General features: G+C 68.4%; 17 protein-coding genes and 2 pseudogenes. 9 read left to right on the top strand and 10 right to left on the bottom strand.

The window, feature by feature from the left end; translation table 11 throughout:
• Window positions 1-134 precede the first annotated feature (134 nt).
• Window positions 135-428, bottom strand: a complete 294-nt coding sequence (locus QRY02_RS13175) for a hypothetical protein (RefSeq protein ID WP_285991822.1) — start codon at window positions 426-428, stop codon at window positions 135-137.
• A 350-nt stretch (window positions 429-778) separates the two neighbouring features.
• Here QRY02_RS13175 and QRY02_RS13180 point away from each other — a divergent pair, with 350 nt between their 5' ends.
• The 4 genes from QRY02_RS13180 (at window position 779) to QRY02_RS13195 (ending at window position 3,175) form a co-directional block, all read left to right on the top strand.
• The gene (locus tag QRY02_RS13180) at window positions 779-1,144 is read left to right on the top strand and encodes an ArsR/SmtB family transcription factor (RefSeq protein ID WP_285993830.1); all 366 of its coding nucleotides are present in this window, start codon (window positions 779-781) and stop codon (window positions 1,142-1,144) included.
• Window positions 1,141-1,629, top strand: a complete 489-nt coding sequence (locus QRY02_RS13185) for an SRPBCC family protein (RefSeq protein WP_285991823.1) — start codon at window positions 1,141-1,143, stop codon at window positions 1,627-1,629. Before QRY02_RS13180 ends, QRY02_RS13185 begins: the two co-directional genes overlap by 4 nt.
• Before the next feature lie 179 nt (window positions 1,630-1,808).
• Window positions 1,809-2,324, top strand: coding sequence for a pyridoxamine 5'-phosphate oxidase family protein (locus QRY02_RS13190; RefSeq protein ID WP_285991824.1), 516 nt, complete (start codon window positions 1,809-1,811; stop codon window positions 2,322-2,324).
• A gap of 116 nt (window positions 2,325-2,440) precedes the next feature.
• Window positions 2,441-3,175: an alpha/beta fold hydrolase gene (locus QRY02_RS13195; protein ID WP_285991825.1), complete on the top strand. Its 735-nt coding sequence runs from the start codon at window positions 2,441-2,443 to the stop codon at window positions 3,173-3,175.
• Window positions 3,176-3,384: 209 nt separating this feature from the next.
• Here QRY02_RS13195 and QRY02_RS13200 read toward each other — a convergent pair whose 3' ends face one another.
• The 5 genes and pseudogenes from QRY02_RS13200 to QRY02_RS13225 all read right to left on the bottom strand — a co-directional run bounded on the left by QRY02_RS13200 (window position 3,385) and on the right by QRY02_RS13225 (window position 7,284).
• Window positions 3,385-3,759, bottom strand: a complete 375-nt coding sequence (locus tag QRY02_RS13200; protein WP_353069037.1) for a Tn3 family transposase — start codon at window positions 3,757-3,759, stop codon at window positions 3,385-3,387.
• Window positions 3,747-4,665 (bottom strand): annotated as a pseudogene (locus QRY02_RS13205) (Tn3 family transposase). The gene QRY02_RS13200 and the pseudogene QRY02_RS13205 overlap by 13 nt, the downstream one beginning before the upstream one ends.
• 582 nt (window positions 4,666-5,247) lie before the next feature.
• Window positions 5,248-5,592: an immunity protein CdiI family protein gene (locus QRY02_RS13215; protein ID WP_285991828.1), complete on the bottom strand. Its 345-nt coding sequence runs from the start codon at window positions 5,590-5,592 to the stop codon at window positions 5,248-5,250.
• A 58-nt stretch (window positions 5,593-5,650) separates the two neighbouring features.
• The gene (locus QRY02_RS13220; RefSeq protein ID WP_285991829.1) at window positions 5,651-6,700 is read right to left on the bottom strand and encodes a hypothetical protein; all 1,050 of its coding nucleotides are present in this window, start codon (window positions 6,698-6,700) and stop codon (window positions 5,651-5,653) included.
• A gap of 62 nt (window positions 6,701-6,762) precedes the next feature.
• The gene (locus QRY02_RS13225; RefSeq protein WP_285991830.1) at window positions 6,763-7,284 is read right to left on the bottom strand and encodes a peptide deformylase; all 522 of its coding nucleotides are present in this window, start codon (window positions 7,282-7,284) and stop codon (window positions 6,763-6,765) included.
• A gap of 15 nt (window positions 7,285-7,299) precedes the next feature.
• Between QRY02_RS13225 and QRY02_RS13230 the strand changes: the two genes are divergently transcribed.
• Window positions 7,300-7,446 (top strand): hypothetical protein, encoded by a 147-nt coding sequence (locus QRY02_RS13230; protein WP_285991831.1) that lies wholly within the window; start codon window positions 7,300-7,302, stop codon window positions 7,444-7,446.
• Between the two features lie 155 nt (window positions 7,447-7,601).
• On the opposite strand, the gene QRY02_RS13235 is transcribed toward QRY02_RS13230, so the two are convergent.
• The 3 genes from QRY02_RS13235 to QRY02_RS13245 form a co-directional block, all read right to left on the bottom strand.
• On the bottom strand, window positions 7,602-7,982 hold the full coding sequence (locus QRY02_RS13235; protein ID WP_285991832.1) for a peptidase inhibitor family I36 protein: 381 nt from the start codon (window positions 7,980-7,982) through the stop codon (window positions 7,602-7,604).
• Between the two features lie 469 nt (window positions 7,983-8,451).
• Window positions 8,452-8,736 carry a hypothetical protein gene (locus QRY02_RS13240; RefSeq protein WP_285991833.1) on the bottom strand — a complete coding sequence of 95 codons (285 nt, stop codon included), beginning with the start codon at window positions 8,734-8,736 and terminating at the stop codon, window positions 8,452-8,454.
• 441 nt (window positions 8,737-9,177) lie between these two features.
• Window positions 9,178-9,912 (bottom strand): NB-ARC domain-containing protein, encoded by a 735-nt coding sequence (locus tag QRY02_RS13245; protein ID WP_285991834.1) that lies wholly within the window; start codon window positions 9,910-9,912, stop codon window positions 9,178-9,180.
• Window positions 9,913-10,007: 95 nt separating this feature from the next.
• Here QRY02_RS13245 and QRY02_RS13250 point away from each other — a divergent pair, with 95 nt between their 5' ends.
• A complete protein-coding gene (locus tag QRY02_RS13250; RefSeq protein ID WP_285991835.1) occupies window positions 10,008-10,370 on the top strand; it encodes a helix-turn-helix domain-containing protein in 363 nt (120 codons plus the stop codon).
• A gap of 574 nt (window positions 10,371-10,944) precedes the next feature.
• The gene (locus tag QRY02_RS13255) at window positions 10,945-11,079 is read left to right on the top strand and encodes an aldo/keto reductase (protein WP_285991836.1); all 135 of its coding nucleotides are present in this window, start codon (window positions 10,945-10,947) and stop codon (window positions 11,077-11,079) included.
• Window positions 11,080-11,366: 287 nt separating this feature from the next.
• Here the strand turns inward: QRY02_RS13255 and QRY02_RS13265 are convergent.
• Window positions 11,367-13,699: pseudogene (locus QRY02_RS13265) on the bottom strand (Orn/Lys/Arg family decarboxylase).
• Here QRY02_RS13265 and QRY02_RS13270 point away from each other — a divergent pair.
• The gene (locus QRY02_RS13270) at window positions 13,662-13,958 is read left to right on the top strand and encodes a hypothetical protein (protein WP_285991838.1); all 297 of its coding nucleotides are present in this window, start codon (window positions 13,662-13,664) and stop codon (window positions 13,956-13,958) included. The pseudogene QRY02_RS13265 and the gene QRY02_RS13270 overlap by 38 nt on opposite strands.
• 912 nt (window positions 13,959-14,870) lie before the next feature.
• The gene (locus tag QRY02_RS13275) at window positions 14,871-15,224 is read left to right on the top strand and encodes a hypothetical protein (RefSeq protein ID WP_285991839.1); all 354 of its coding nucleotides are present in this window, start codon (window positions 14,871-14,873) and stop codon (window positions 15,222-15,224) included.
• Window positions 15,225-15,306 lie beyond the last annotated feature (82 nt).

Genomic DNA, 15,306 nt, shown 5'->3' on the forward strand with positions numbered 1-15,306 from the left:
AGCAGGAACGGCCGGACCGATGTCGGACCCGGCCGATCGCCGCGACGCAGCCCCCGATCCGTGGACGCTGCCATCGCGACACAGCGACCCTGGATCATCAGGTGGGCCGCCGTTCCCACCACGGGCGGGTGGGGTTATCTGTCCGTTGGCTGGACCGCGGCTGCGGACATCGCTGTGGCGTGCTCGTCATGGTCGCGCAGCATGCGCAGGACGGTGGCGGGTGAGGGATGCTGGCCTTTCTTCTTGCCTTTGGTGATGACGAGGTTCGCGGCGATGTCGCGCCGGCTCATCTTTTGCTGGTCGCGCAGGTGCAGGGCGTGGGAGAGCATGGCTGGGTCGGTGACGGCGGCGCCGCCGATGTTCTTGCCGTGGGCGCGGGCGGATTCGTGGCCTTCGAAAGTGCGGTCGCGGATGTACTCGCGGTCCATTGAAACAACCTGTGAAACGGAATCTCTCTGGACGCGGTCGACTAAATCGCGTGTTTCATAGGTGGTCGCCTATGAAACGAGACCGCCCAGATAGCAATCCGTCCGGGTAACGCGTGATGTCACGCCCACCGGCCCGATTCACGAACGGCCAGCGGACCGCCTTCTGCGGCGTCTGCATCCCACTGGTCCCGATACTTTTTCAGCTTGGGCATGCGCTCTTGCGCTGCCGCACGGCCGCAGTGGTCTCCACCAGCCCTTCATGCTCGCGTCGCCAGGTTCTCAACCATCAGGTTGACAACGCGAGGGTCGGTGGCTACGGTCTTATTCAACCGATGAGTTGAGGAAAGATGGTGGATGAGAGCGCGGAGCGGCTCTCTCGAGTGTTCGCGGCACTGGCCGACCCGACCCGGCGTGACCTGGTGGCCCGGTTGGCTAGCGCGGACGCGACCATGGGCGAGCTGGCGGAGCCGTATGACATGAGTCTGCAGGCGGTCTCCAAACACCTGAAGGTGCTCGAGGAGGCCGGGCTGGTGACCCGCGGCAGGGATGCCCAGCGTCGGCCGGTCCACCTGGACGCGGAGGTGTTCGACCTGATGACGACGTGGATCGAGCGCTATCGCCGGCAGGCGGAGGAGCGCTATCGACGCCTCGACGCCCTGCTGGGCCACATGGCTGACAACACAGACCACACACCCACCCGTAAGGACGCATCATGACCGTGACCAGGCACGAGACCGAGATTGTGGCGGACGAGAAGGTCCCGACGATCGAGATCATCCGGGAGTTCGACGCCCCTGTGGAGCAGGTGTTCCGCACGCATGTGGACCCTGAGCTCTACGCGCGCTGGGCCGGGCCGCGCTCGGTCACCACGAGGATCACCCGGTGGGACGCTTGCACGGGCGGCGCGTGGGCGTTCGCCAACGATCGCGATGGTGCGGAGATCGCTTCGTTCTACGGCAGTTTCCACGAGGTGCGCCAGCACGAGCGGATCGTGTGGACGTTCACCTACGACGGCCAGCCGGACGGTGTCGCGCTGGAGACGATGACCTTCGAGCAGCTCGAGGGCGGGCGGACGCGGCTGCGGGTGCTGAGCGTGGTGCCGGACTTCCCGACCCGGGACGGCATGCTCTCCAGCGGCATGGACGTCGGAATCCGCGAGGGCTACGACAAGCTCGACGAGCTGCTCGTGAACCGCGCCTGAGCAGACACCCACGACTGTCCGCGGTGGCTGTTCGACGTCTCGGTCAGTCCGCACCGGACCGTCAGGTCCGCGCTGACCACGACACCGAACAGCCACCGCGACGTGCAAGGTGGAGCTGGCCGTGCGGCAGGGAATCCGCACGACACAGACAGACCGATCGCGAAGCTGGAGGCCATGACATGACGGCGATCGTCCCGATCACGGCGGAGTCCATCGACGGCTACGATGCCCCGGACCGCCCGTGGTCGCAGGTGCAGGCGTGCCTGGACAAGGACGAAGGCCGGGTGCGTCGCGCCTGGCTGTCCACCACGTGCCCGGACGGCACACCGCACACCATGCCGCTGAGCGCCATCTGGTTCGAGGGCGCCTTCTATTTCAACTCCGGCGCCCGTACCCGAAAAAGCCGGAATCTGGCCGCGAACCCGCGCAGCGTACTCACGTTCTCCGGCGACGGATTCGACCTGGTCTTCCAGGGCATGACCAGCCGGATCACCGACGAGCCCACTGTGGACCGACTGCTGGAGGTCTACCGGGCCAACGGCTGGCCGGCGCGCGTACAGGACGGCCAGTTCTACGCGCCGTTCAGCGCGCCGAGCGCCGGACCGCAGCCGTGGAACCTGTATCAGATGACCGTCACAACCGTTTTCGGACTGGGTGTCGAGGAGCCGTACAGCGCAATGCGCTGGCGGTTCTGAACCGGGAGAACAGGCCCGTTGCGGGTCTGCCATACGATGAGGAGGATGGGATGCATCGGGTAACGTCGAAAGACGGCACGTCGATCGCGTATGACCGGTTCGGGGAAGGTCCGGCGGTGATCCTGGTAGGCGGCGGCATCGTCGACCGGTCGGAGAACGCCCCGCTGGCTCCGGTGCTGGCCACACATTTCACCGTGTACAACTACGACCGTCGGGGCCGCGGCGACAGCGGTGACACCACGCCCTACACCCTGCAACGCGAGTTCGAGGACATCGCGGCCCTGATTGACGATGCCGGCGGCACGGCGCACCTCTACGGCGTGTCCTCGGGCGCGGCGCTGGCCCTGGAGGCCGCCGCCGCACGCCTGCCGATCGCCAAGGTCGCCGCCTACGAGGTGCCCTACGACGTGTCCGAGGGTGCCAGGGAGCGGCACCTCGAATACACCGAGAAGGTGCAGTCGCTGCTGGCCGACGACCGCCGCGACGACGCCATGCGGTTGTTCATGCGGTTGGCCGGCGCTCCTGAGGAGGCCATCGCGCAGGCGCACCACTCGCCGATGTGGGCCGGTTCGATCGCCGTCGCGCACACCCTGGCCTACGACGCGGTGTGTCTCGGCGACGGCACCCCGCCGACCGAGCGGCTGGCCACCATCACGCAGCCGGTGCTGGTGGCCACCGGCGGCACCACCGACGAGACGATGGCCGGGCTGGGCGCCGGCTTCTTCGACGCGGCCGCGGACGCGGTCACGGCCGCCATCCCGGGGGCCGAGCGGGTGATCATCCCGAACCAGGGACACGTCGCCGACCCGCAGGCCGTCGTCCCGGTCATCACCCGCTTCTTCAACGCCTAGAAAAACTGCCGGGCAGCCGCCACAAAGTCCGGCTGCTGTGCGCGTTTCACGACCACGCGGTGTTCGGCGGCACGACACCCACCACGCCGGAGGAGGACAACCCGGACGGGCATTGAATCTCATCTCCGGCGCACTGCCACGATCTACCTTCAAAGCAATAGACCGCGTCCGCCGAGCTGAGCTGACCGGTCACGCGGTGGCCTGGCCGGTCAGCTCAGCCTGCCGCAGCGGCCGGTAGCCACCAGGTCGCGGACTTCGTCGATGGGAAAGGTGTAGGTCCCGTACGGGTTGACGTGCTCCATCAGCGCCGGAGACAAGTGCGCCAGCACCTCCGGTGACACCGGGCCGTGCCGCTGCACGTACTCGTCCAGCGCCAGCTGCAAGTACATCGTGTTGAACGTGATGATCGCGTTGACCACCAGCGACAAGCACAGCGCCTGCTCGGTCTGCTGGTCCAGATGCCGCCTGCGGATCGCGCCCTCGTGGGCGAACGACAGGTCTCGGCGCAGCGAGTGCAGCGACTCGCCCTTGTTCAGCTGCCGGGTGATCCGCCGCCGATACGCCTCATCCGCTAGGTACCGCAAGGCATACACGGTGCGTTGGATAGATCCGTACTCCACCAGGGCCTGCGCCAGCGCGGACCGGCGCGCGGACGCGTGCAGCTCTTGCCGACCACCAGCGACGCGGTGGCGTGCCCGTACTTCAGGCTCACGGAAAGCCGGAGCATCTCCTCCCACTGCTCGCGGATCAGCCGGGTATCGATCGCGCCGGTCAACAGCTTCGCGGCGTGGGGGAACGACGCCGCCAGCTGCCGGCGCGACCCGAGCCGGTGCAGCGTGATCGATCGCAAATCCCGAATCCGCGGCGAGAGGATCAGCCCGGTGAGCTTGAACAGCGAAAACACCGTCAAAGTCCGGCCGGCGGTACCGGTCGCGTGCTCGGTGATCGTGTGCAACAGGTCGGTGGCGTTGCCGAAAATCTCGTCCAGCACATGCACCGCCTCCCGATCGGTCACTGGGATCACCTTCGTGCCACACGTCGAATGCTGATCGGACACGTGGGTATAGGCGGAGATGCCCTCATTGACGAAATAGCGGCTCATCGCCCGCGCGGTCAACGACTTGCCCTTCATCGGAAACCGCTGACCGTCCGAAGAGGACATCGTGCCGCCACCCCACGCCCCGGCCATCGGCAACGTGTGGTGGTAGTTCGCCACCGACGCCCCAGCCTCGCGCAGCGTGTCCTCGCAAATACCACTGCGTGGTCCAGGCCAGCTTGTCGTAGGTCAGACCGGTCGACTCGGCCATCGCGGTGATCCCGAAATTGCACGCCTGCGCCAGAACCGCAGCGTAGAGCTGGGCCAACAGCGCGTCATCGCGAGTGGACTTCCCGCCAGCATGGGTGAGCTTGTCGGAGAACCCGGTCCACCGGTCGACCTCGATCAGCAGCTCCGTGATCGGCAACCGGGGCAGCAGCTCGACCAGGCCCATCCGGACCGTCTCGACCTCATCGGGCACCTCCTCAGCGGTCAGCTTGCTGATCACCAGCGCGCCCTGATCAGACACCCGCACCGGGCCGTCACGACGTTCCAGCAGCGGCTCCAGCCCCAGCAACGCCTCCCGCAACTGCTGCTCCGCCTGCGCCTCATCAGCGGTCACGGGCACGGGAGCCTCCGGGCTGTCCTGGGCCACTGCGGCCAAGACGGCCGCCGCCGGCGCGGCACTGGTCACGATGGTGACGATCGAGGTCAGAGCACGTCCAGCCAGACGCCACCGACGGCTCCTGCGGGCGAAGCCACGACGACCCGGGCCGACTCCTGACCGCTCCGGCAGGGTGCTCCCAGTTGCCGCGACCAGCTCCCGTAGTTGAGTGTCTACGGTCTTGATCTGCTTGTCGATGCGGTCAAGCTCAGTGACCGAGTCCGCGGCCAGCCGCCGGCGGGTCCTGCCCACGACATCACGCGGCTACACCGAGGCCAGCAGCGCGCGAGCGTGGGGCCGCCGGGAAGTGAGTTCCAGCAGCAGACGGTGCAGCCGGTTGACCGGCCAACCGTCGGCCATGAACACGTGGACTCAGCCGGGAGCCTGGATCTCGTCGTCGCGGCCGAGGTCGCTGTCGAAGTACGTGACTCGCCAGTCGGGGCTCACCTGGGCTCGCACCTCTTCCGCCAGGCGGCGGCCCCGGGCGACGAACTCCCGCTCCTCCGCTCCGGCCATAAAGCTGGAGGCTTTCGGGTCGTCACGGTTCAAGGTCGCGGTGTACTCGTCCGCCCAACGGTTCAGCTCGCCCACCAGAGCCGGGCTCAACCCCAGCTCGGGATCCGCGGGATCGACGTTTTCCATCCTCGGCGGCGCGAACACCCACAACGCCCAGCAATCGTAATCCGCCAGAACCCTGAGCGTCTTCTCCGCTGTCATCACGAACCCTTCGGATTGGGGGCCGGACCGACCGCGCAACACGTGCCCGGCGGCCGGCTCAGCGGTCGAGGAGCGCGTAGATCCGCTTGGCGCCGTCGGCCACTTTGGCGACCGCAGACGGTCCGGTGATCTCGTGCGAGGTGAGGCTTACTCGGACCATTGTGCGGCCGACGTGGAAGTAGACCGTGGCTCCGCCGGTCACACTGTCCCCCGGTGCACCGCAACTGACGTCGCCGACGGGCTGCGGCAGGGAGCTGTTGTCCTTTGTCGTCGCCTCGTAGGCGCACACGCGCTGGACGTCGTCGGCCGCGACGGCAGGGCCCTCCGCATAGATCGTCTGCTCGACGGACAGGGTCGCCGCATCCCGTTCGGTTCGGTCGAGCAGGGACATGCGTTGACAGGTGATCTGGATCGCGTGGTTGTTCACCACGTCGTTCTCGTCCACGCTGAACAAGTCCTTCTGGAGGCCGCCGGTCGGCAGGCCGGTGACCGTGGTGAAGACCTCGGGTGGCATGGCGTCGCACGGTTTCGCGGTCAGGTTGTAGGGCTCCGGATAGCTGCGGTCCGGCATCGGCCTGGGGCCTGCGGCGATGTTCTTGGTGATGCCGTCGATGAGTTTGGCCAGTGCGTTTTCGCCGTCCGCTATCGCGGAGAAGTGGTCGACTTCGAGGGTGAAGGCGTTGGCCGCGCCGTGACCGCCGTCGGTGAAGGCCACCGTGACTTCGCCGTCGCCTTGATCCGGGCGACGGTGGTACTCGACGCCGTTGGCGATGCCGGGCTTCCCCGCTTGCGCCGACGTGGCAAGGCGCCAAGCGGAAGCGCTCGAGAGCTTGACATTGAGCGTCGTGAGAGTGATGTGCGGTTCGTCGCGGTGGCCGACGGCTCGTTGGAGGTAGCCGCCGCAGGAGATCGGTTCGAACGTGGTGCCGGCCAGCTCCGGACGGTCGGCGCCCGGGCTGAGGCGGGTGCCACCGGCGAGAGTGTGGTCGGTGTACTTCACCGCAGGGCACCTGGTCCGGCCGGCTGAGTCTCCGGCGCCGGGCGGCAAGCCGAGAGTCCGAGCATCGTCGCCAGAACGACGGCAGCCCAAAGACGGTGAGTCATCCATACCTCCCCAGAACGGTCGGCAAACTATGGCACCAGCGGACCTGCCCGAGCGACACGGGTATGTCACCGGCTCCGCGGGTCGCGCCCGCGGCACGCGCAGGTACCTGCGAAAGCAGGCTCCGCGCCAGCTTCCGGCACGGGATGCGGGTCGCCGAGGCGGACCTCAGGCGGAGTTGCACCGCGCAAGTCAGTGCGACGCCCCGAACTGGTGTCAGCTGTATGTCCAGCTGGTCCCGGTTCCTCGGTACTGCTCGACGGGGATGGGCTGTATGTCCTCGCGCATGCGGTCGGTGTAGAGCGTGCCGTGCAGGTGTCGACCTCGTGGGCGACGAGGCGGGCGATACCGCGCTCGAACACGGTGATCTTGGTCGTGCCATCGATCGTGGTGTGCTCGACGTGGATGATATGCGGTCGTGGGACCTGGCCGCGGACGTCGAAGAACGACAGGCATCCTTCGTACTGCTCGTCGGTGTCGCCGGCTGTTTCGATGATCGTGGGGTTGAACAGGGTGATCGACTCGCCGTCCGGGGTGCGCACGATCGCGGCAGCGCGGTCGATGCCGATTTGCGGCGCGGCGATACCCATGCCTTTGCCGAACGTGTGGGCCCGGGAAACACGCTCAGCAGCGGAATTCAGGGCGGTGACGACCCGGCGGGCGTCTTCTGCTTCGGCCGGGAGGTCGAAGCAGCCGCGCGGGGCGGCGCAGCCCTCACCCGCGTCACCAACGTCACGACCCGCAACAACTAGCCGGCGGGCTGCCGCTGAACAGCGTGCGTCGGCGCGCCACGTTCGTCATCCTCAGCGCGGTGCTGGTGGCCGGCGCCGTGGTGGCGACCATCGCTCCCGGACTGCGCACCACACCGATGCTGGCGCCGGCCACCGTACAGCTCACGCAGGATCGGTCAGCGCTGCACGAAAACGCTGTTGGCGGCGAACGTGATCGAAGGCTTCTGCGAGTTGCCTTCGATCAGGAACGGGTGGCCGGTGCAGTTGTCGCTCTGGAACATCGCGGCGGCTTTGCTGCTGGTGTTGATCGCCGACCGGACCCGGTTTCCCCAGCCGTGCTCCACCAGGTCCACGCACGCACTCGGGTTGGGCGGCAACGGCAGGACGTTCATGGAGGCACCGTTGAAGTCGGACTGGTCCCACATGCACAGTGTGTCGGTGAACGGGCAGGTGCCTGCGGCGTCCGCCGGTGACGCGGTGACGACCTGAGTGGTGACGGACGCCAGCAGGATCGCGAGTGCTGCGCCGGACTTGGTGAGTGCTCTGCGATTGCGCATCGAACCTCCTCCTCGGTTTTCACGTACTGATCGCCTGGTCCATCGAGGTCACGCCGGTGCGTGAACTCGCCGAACCCGGAAAGGCGGGTGCGAAAGGGAGAACGACGGTATTCCGTCCGGAGGACGGCACCCCAGTTCCTCAAGCGAGGATACCAGTTTGCCGGGAATGCCGGGTTCCGGTGATCGTCCGGCAACGCCTTCTGCCGGGAGGCTGTAGTGGGTCGAGGTCGACTCCTCGGCGTTGTCGTACCGGACGACCAGCATATGACGGCCCGGCTGCTTCGCCCGTCACCGCTATTAGAGAAGCGCGTCGCCCGGCCCGTCGCCCACCGCCGTCACGACCTGGCCGGACGCGAAGGAGTAATCGTTGCTCCGTTCGGCGGCGCCGGTGCGGATGCCGGTTTCCGCTTCGATGCGGGCCGGCGCGGGGATCGGCGAAGGCCTGGTGCGGACGCCGCATGCCCCCGGGCTACCCTGGCTCAGCCGCGGAACCGATCCGCCCGATAGTCAAGGCCTGCTCGAAGTGGCTGACAGTTTCGTCATAGCGGCCAAGCATGATCAGGGTCGTGCCCACCGCTTCGTGGGCAAGGCCCTGTTGCAGCGTGCCGAAGGGAGCCGGCGCGAGAGCGGCTGTGTGGAGGGTGAGTGCCTCGTGGTGGTGCGCCGCGACATACAGGTACCGCCAGAGCGCCGCCAAGAGCCGGACGACATGCCCGGCCAGGGCTTCCGGGGCACCGGTCGCCAGGGCGAGCATGGTGGTCCGTTCCGCGTCCAGCCAGGCCCGCGCGGCGTAGCCGTCCGCGAATCGGAGTTGCGGCCCCCCGACCGCCCTGCCGGTGGCCGCAGGTAGGCCACATGGGGTGACACCCACTCCATGGCGGACGAGGCCCAGCACAGGTAGTGGTCGAACAACCGGGCCGACGCCGCGAGCCGGACGCTGGCGTCGTCGGTCCTGTCCGCGAGTTCGGCGGCGTAGAGCTTGACGAGGTCGTGCATTCGGAACCGGCCCGGTGGGTTCTCCTCCAGGAGATTGACCGCACACAGCACGCGCAGGGGACGGGCGTCCCTGGACAGGGCGATCGCAGCCGCGCGGCCGATATCGTCGGCGGGCGCCAGTCCGAGCAGGCGGAACGCGGACGCGGCGTCGAGGGATCGGTAGGAGGCGCCGAACACCGCGCGCAGGCTCGCCGTCAGCTCACCGGTGTCGAGGGCATCCAGCCGGCTTTCCGACAGTTCGGCGGCCAGCGTCGACAGCCGCCGGCCTGGCTGGGCTGCCACCCGCGCCGACGATGGCCAGCGCCAGGGAAATTCCCCCGCATTGGCGAACGATCTGCTGGGCCGCGTCGGGTTCTTCGGCCAGCCGGGCCTCACCCAGCTTGTGCGCGAGCAGCTCTCGCGCCTGCGGTTCGTCGAGAGTCCGCAACGGCAGCGTGGTCCCGCCATGGGTGGTGATCAGGCCACCGAGCTCGTGCCGGCTCGTGATCAGGACCGAATACGAAGATCCGCCGGAAAGCAACGGGACGACGTGTTCGGTGTCGCGCGCGTTGTCGAGCACCACGAGCAACCGGCGCCCGGCCGTGAGGGTCCGATACCGCGCCGCCTGCCCGTCCGGCTCCAGCGGAACTGACGTCGGAGCGACACCGAGTGCGCCGAGGAAGCCACGGACGGCGCGTTCGGCGGGCACCGGTTCGTCGACCGGGTCGAATCCGCTGAGGTCGACGTAAAACTGACCGTCGGGGAAGCAGTCCAGGTGATCGTGCGCCCACCGCAGCGCCAGCCACGTCTTGCCAATGCCCCGGCGCCCGCGATCACAGTGATCATCGCAGCCTGACTGCCGCCCGTTGCGGTGTCCGCGACCCCCATTCAAAGCCGCCAGTTCCCTGGCCCGCCCAGCGAACCCGCACGGCGCGGACGGCAACTGGCGGGGCACCGGGGCGCGACCGCCCCGGATGGCCCATACATGGGCCACGCAGGGGGTGTGTCACCCGGCCCCCCTCATGCCGAGAAGAGATGGAAGGACCTGCAATGATCGAGTTCTGGGAGGTGGTCGGCGCGCCTCGTAGTGACGCCGACCAAGCCCCCGTCACCTACGTCATCTCGGGCACCTGGCCGGAGGTGACCCTGACCGCCGACGCGCCGGTCTCCGCGCACTTCGCCCTCGCGTTCGCCCAACGGCTGGCCGCGGCTCTAGCAGCCAGCGAAATGAGCGGTCGGGCCGCCGCGGCTGCAGCGGGGCTGTCCCATGCCACCGTTCAGCGGGTGCTGCGCGGCGAGGTCCTGCCCGATCTGGGCACCCTCGCCCGACTCGAAGTGGCACTCCGTGTCGATCTCTACCCGGTCGGGCTGCACACCCGGTTCCCTTCGGTCAATTCGCCCAGTAAGCAATGACTCGCTCCACCTGACGGGTCACCACCGCCGGTCAACTATCCGGCACTCGACCAACTTCGCCGTGTTGCTCCGCTGCATCGGCGAGCGCGGACCGGACGTCGTCAGCGGTGATTTCGGTGGTCCGCTCGGCATTGCGCTCGAAGGGCTGACCCTCCAGGCCGACACAGGGCTGCCACCCTGCCGGCGCGTCGGCTCGCCGACGTTGTACTCGCTGCGCCCAAGGCACTGCAGTGACGCACCAGCGTCGTGGTGCGAGCATAACGTGCCGCGGTCGTCTCACCAGCAGACGTGAAGCAACCACGCCCAGAATAGGTCGTTATACAGACGCTGCATGACGCGCTGCAAAGGGAGCGTTCGCGCCTCTGGCATGCATCAAACCAGAGGCGCCTTCAACTACTCGACTCGACCGCACATTTCGCACCGCCACCGGTCGACCACCGCCAGGCGCGGTAGGGATCGTCGGGCGCGTCCTGGGCGTGCGGGGCAAGCCTACGACCCTTGTTCGCCGCCAGAACCCGTCGACGGGCTGTTGCACTACCCAACACGGGCGGACTTCTCGCCCTCGCATCCGGTCATGCTCACCCCGGTGATGCTGCCGATTCCGGGCACAAGGAGCGTCGCACACTTGAAGGATAGCCTGGCGGCAGCGCAGATCCAGCTGCCCGACGAGGACGTCGCGGCGATCACCAGCCTCGCCGCGGAGGCCTGAGCAATGCGCCCGGCAGAGACCTTCCGGCGGTCGTACCCCGCACGACGATCGGGACCGGACGTCGGACTCCGGTACTGTCTCGGGTTCGGAAACCGTGTTCTCCTTGCCCCGAGTGTCGGCAAGATCGAGATGGCCGGCAATCCGAAATCACCCATCGGTGCCACTCGAAAGTGACGTTTGAGTCCCTCAACTACTGTTCGCCAGCCCGCCACGGCTCAGTGGGCCTGAGCGCTCTCGCCGGCGGTTCCCCACCGGTCGACAGACCGCTTCAACCGTCATGGCCGTGTTCAGGCCGGTCCGGGGGACGACGCGGTGCCGGCCGGGTGCGCCAGGCAGGTGATCCAGTAGTCGCCGTCGGTGTCCCGGGTCACGCCGTGGGTCTCACTGGGGAAACCGGGGAAGTGCCGGTCGAAGTCCTCGAGGGCGCGCAGGTAGCGCAGGGTCGGCTCGTCGTGGCCGCCGGCGCTCTCCCCGGCATCAGGACGGGGATGCCGGGCGGGGTGGTGACGACCTGGGTCGCGACCGTGCGGTCGGCGAGCTCGGCGAGGCGGACGGGTTCGGTACCGCCGCGCAGCAGCCGCTGGTAGGTCTGCGCCGGAGTGAGTTCGGCGCGCGGCGGGTGGGTGAACGCCGCGTCGAGCAGCGGGATGAGGTCGCTTTTGCGGAGGTGGGCGTGCATCTGGTCGCACAGGTCCCGCAGCGTGAGGCCGCCGTAGCGGGCCGGGTGTGCTTCGACCAGCGCGGGGAGGACGTCGATCAGGCGAGCCCCGGTGTCGTAGAGGCTCTTGAAGTCGAGGAGCCCGTCGACGAGCGTGCCCCATTTGCCCTTCGTGATGCCCATCGAGAACAGGATCAAGCAGGTGTAAGCGTCGGTTTTTTCGACGACGATGCGGCGCGTTTCCAGGTAAGCGGTGAGGATCCGGGCCGGGATGCCCTGCTCGCCCGCGGTACCGCGGGCGTCGGTGCCCGGACAGGTGACGCTGACCTTGACCGGGTCGAGCAGGCAGTAGCCGGCCTCCAGGTCCGGGAAGCCGTGCCAAGCCGCACCGGGCTCGAGGCTCCAGCAAGCGGGCTCGGTGCGCAGGAGGTCCAGTGGCGCGTCCGCGAACGGGTATCGCTGCCCGGTGCGCGGATCGTCGACCTCGTCCGGCTGCCAGGTGCCGAAGAACCAGGCGGGCCGGTCTCCGGCCGCGGCGATGCGGCGGCCGATGCGGGCCACCGTCTGCCGGAACCGGATGGCTTCGGTGACGGCCTCGTCGATCAGCCACCGCCCGCCCGGGCCGTCCATCATGCCGGCGGCGACGTCGAGCCCGGCGATCATCGGGTACAGCGGCGAAGTGGTCGCGTGCATCATGAACGTCTCGTTGAACTGCCGGTGCTCAACCGGTGAACGCGGCGCGTTTTTCACGTGCAACATCGCGCTCTGGGACATCGCCGCGAGCAGCTTGTGGGTGGATTGGGTGCTGAAGACGGTGGGCCGGACGGCGTCGGGCAGCGCGTCGGCGTCCACGGCCATGCCGTACCGGCGGGCGTAGAGCGGGTGGAACCGGGCGTAGGCGAACCAAGCCTCGTCCAGGTGCAGCCGGGGCACGCTGCTCCCCAGCAGCCCGGCGACGCGGACCGCGTCGTAGCACAGACCGTCGTAGGTCGAGTTGGTGATCACCGCGTACACCGGGTCCGGCGCGGCCGCACCGGCCGCGAGCGGGCTGCCCGGCACGAGCGCGGCAACCGCTTCGGGGCTCAGCGCGGCGGGCGGGATCGGGCCCATCAGCCCGTAGCCGTTGCGGGTGGGCACGAGGTAGACGGGGCGGCCGCCGGTCAGCGTCAGCCCGTGGTAGATCGCCTTGTGGCAATTACGGTCGACCAGCACCAGCTCGTCGGTGGCGATGCTGGCGTGCAGCGCGATGCGGTCGCCGGTGGAATCGCCGTGCAGCACGAAGTACGTCAGGTCGGCGCCGAAGATGCGCGCGGCGTTGCGCTCGGCGTCGCCGATCGGCCCGGAGTGCTCGAACAGAGAACCCAGCTCCGCCACGGAAATCGACAGGTCGGTGCGGAACAACCGCTCGCCGTAATAGTCGAACAACGCCCGGCCGGCCGGGGACTTCAGGAATGCCACCCCGCCCGCGTGGGCGGGGGTGTGCCAGGAATATTCGTGGGTGTCGTCGAACCGCCGGAGTTCCCGGAAGAACGGTGGCAGTATTTCGTCCCGGTAGCGCCGCGCGGCGACGCCGATCCGGCCGGCGATGAACCCCGGCGTGTCCTCCAGCAGCCAGACGTACCCGCAGATGACCTCGGCGACCCACAGCGGCAGGTCGTCCACCGAGGTGGCGGTGGGCACCAGGAAGACCGGGAGCCGGGTGAACCGCCCGACCACCGCTTTCAGCACGGCTTCGGCGGGCAGTGCCAGGTCGCCGTCGTCGTCCCGCAGGTCCCAGCTGACCAGCGCGGCGGTGAGGTCGGCCCGGCTCTGCACGAGAGCGAGGGCGTCGTCGTCGGTACCGGCGCGCAGGACGTCGTGCCCGTCCGCGGCGAGGTGCTCGCAAATCCGGTCCAGCTGGCTTTCGAGCACCGACCCCGGTGGGATGTCGTTCAGCGCGAGCAAAACGGTCGAACCGGCCACGGCAGAACCCCTTTTCGGATGGTTACCACCAGATATAGCCGCGCGCGAACGCGGCGTCGATCGGCCGAACGCTGGCGCCGAGGTACTTCTTTCGAGCACGATCCGGGCGATTGCGTCACGCGGTGACTATGGTTTCCGCGAACCGGGGGAATCGGCGCTCGAAAGACTGATTTCGGTCATCGGAAGTGTTTCGCAGCCGAGCGCGGGCGTTGTCGTGCGCCTCTTCGACCCGGTGGGCCACCTGGAGCAGCCGGATTGAGGTGACCAGGCCGATGCCGCCGGTGTGCTCCGACGAGCAGGAACGACATGGCGACCGCGGCGACGATCTTGACTCCCATGTCTCCGGTGGCGTGCTGCATCCTGGTCATGAGGGTGATCACCGCGCCGGCCAGCACGGCCAGCAGCAACGAGCGCCAAGGAGATGCCCCGGAGGTCACGTGACATCCCACGATCACGACACGGCCGGCCACGATCAACAGCGCAACCTCAGAGACCCCACACCAGCGCCGTCTCCGGCACGAGCAGAACAAGCCACAGGCAGGGCACTGCGGTTGTGGTCAGGCGTTGGTGCCGGCTGAACTGCCGGTGCATGGTCGTCGCCGCGAGGAGGTCGCGGTGCGACTGCGGCAGCGCTGCTGGGCTATGTGCTACTGGACCGGCACGACACATTCGCCCTCGACACCGTCGCGGTGTACTGCGGCTGGTCCGTCAGCTGCTGACCTATCCCCTGCCGATGTACTGGCCGCATCAGGCCACGGCGGGCCAGCCGCGCCCACGCCGGCGGCGCGTGCTCGCCGGCCGGCCCTCGTCCGTGGCACCGGCTACGTCGATACCCGGTGACGTAGCCGTCGTCGAGCGCCTGGTCGGCCCATCAACGAGCCCGGACACGAGCAGCTGGTCGGCAGGATCCACGGAGGAAGCGGGGTCGCCTGCGCCCGCAGTTCGGTGTCGTGGGCACGGATTCGCATAGCCATCGCAGCCGGCGACACCGCAACCAGGTCCGGGCGCTCAAGGGCGAGCGCATCCTGGCCCCGGCCTCCAGCAGTGCCGCCGTCTCCTGCAGCGCCGCCGACCGGACGACCAGCCGGCACTGGGGAGACCTCCCACCCACCGGCGTCGGCGCGGGACTCGCGCGCGGTTGCTGACTGAGGCGCCGTTCCGCGGTCGGCGCGTGGGTTCCCACGATCAAGTCCCACACCACGAGGCCCTGCAGGCCACGCTGGTTGGCAGCTCGCTCCCACAGCCGCCGGACATCGCGGTCGAGCGCCGACGGGAAGCCTTCGACGACCGCGTGCACCGGGTTCTCGCCCAACTGCGCCCGGACGAGCTGCAGGTCGCCCGGGCCTGGGCCCGCGACGACTCCCTGACCTGGTTCGAGGCAGCCGCGGCCTGCGGCCGGGCCGCTGCGTTCGGCACCCGCGTCCAGTCGGGGCTCGCGGCACTTCCGATCGCACTGTGGGAGCTCTCACTGGGCGTGTGGCTGATCGCCAAGGGCTTCAAGCCCTCACCTGACGACGCGGGTTGAGCGATTGTTCGGAACAGGGTGGTGGGTCAACGGGGGCCGACCTGGCGCAGGTACCTCGGTACCTGCGCCAGGTCGGTCCGCA

Origin of the sequence: Amycolatopsis sp. DG1A-15b, assembly GCF_030285645.1 — a bacterium.
In the GTDB taxonomy this organism is placed as follows: Bacteria; Actinomycetota; Actinomycetes; order Mycobacteriales; family Pseudonocardiaceae; genus Amycolatopsis.

Bases quoted from the DNA above. Each gene is read 5' to 3' on its own strand.
- QRY02_RS13215 (WP_285991828.1), bottom strand. From the start codon at position 5,592: ATGACAGCGGAGAAGACGCTCAGGGTTCTGGCGGATTACGATTGCTGG.
- QRY02_RS13185 (WP_285991823.1), top strand. From the start codon at position 1,141: ATGACCGTGACCAGGCACGAGACCGAGATTGTGGCGGACGAGAAGGTC.
- QRY02_RS13255 (WP_285991836.1), top strand. From the start codon at position 10,945: ATGCTCACCCCGGTGATGCTGCCGATTCCGGGCACAAGGAGCGTCGCA.
- QRY02_RS13240 (WP_285991833.1), bottom strand. From the start codon at position 8,736: ATGCTCGCCCTGGCGACCGGTGCCCCGGAAGCCCTGGCCGGGCATGTC.
- QRY02_RS13220 (WP_285991829.1), bottom strand. From the start codon at position 6,700: ATGGATGACTCACCGTCTTTGGGCTGCCGTCGTTCTGGCGACGATGCT.
- QRY02_RS13235 (WP_285991832.1), bottom strand. From the start codon at position 7,982: ATGCGCAATCGCAGAGCACTCACCAAGTCCGGCGCAGCACTCGCGATC.
- QRY02_RS13175 (WP_285991822.1), bottom strand. From the start codon at position 428: ATGGACCGCGAGTACATCCGCGACCGCACTTTCGAAGGCCACGAATCC.
- QRY02_RS13250 (WP_285991835.1), top strand. From the start codon at position 10,008: ATGATCGAGTTCTGGGAGGTGGTCGGCGCGCCTCGTAGTGACGCCGAC.
- QRY02_RS13270 (WP_285991838.1), top strand. From the start codon at position 13,662: ATGTCGTTCAGCGCGAGCAAAACGGTCGAACCGGCCACGGCAGAACCC.
- QRY02_RS13225 (WP_285991830.1), bottom strand. From the start codon at position 7,284: ATGGGTATCGCCGCGCCGCAAATCGGCATCGACCGCGCTGCCGCGATC.
- QRY02_RS13190 (WP_285991824.1), top strand. From the start codon at position 1,809: ATGACGGCGATCGTCCCGATCACGGCGGAGTCCATCGACGGCTACGAT.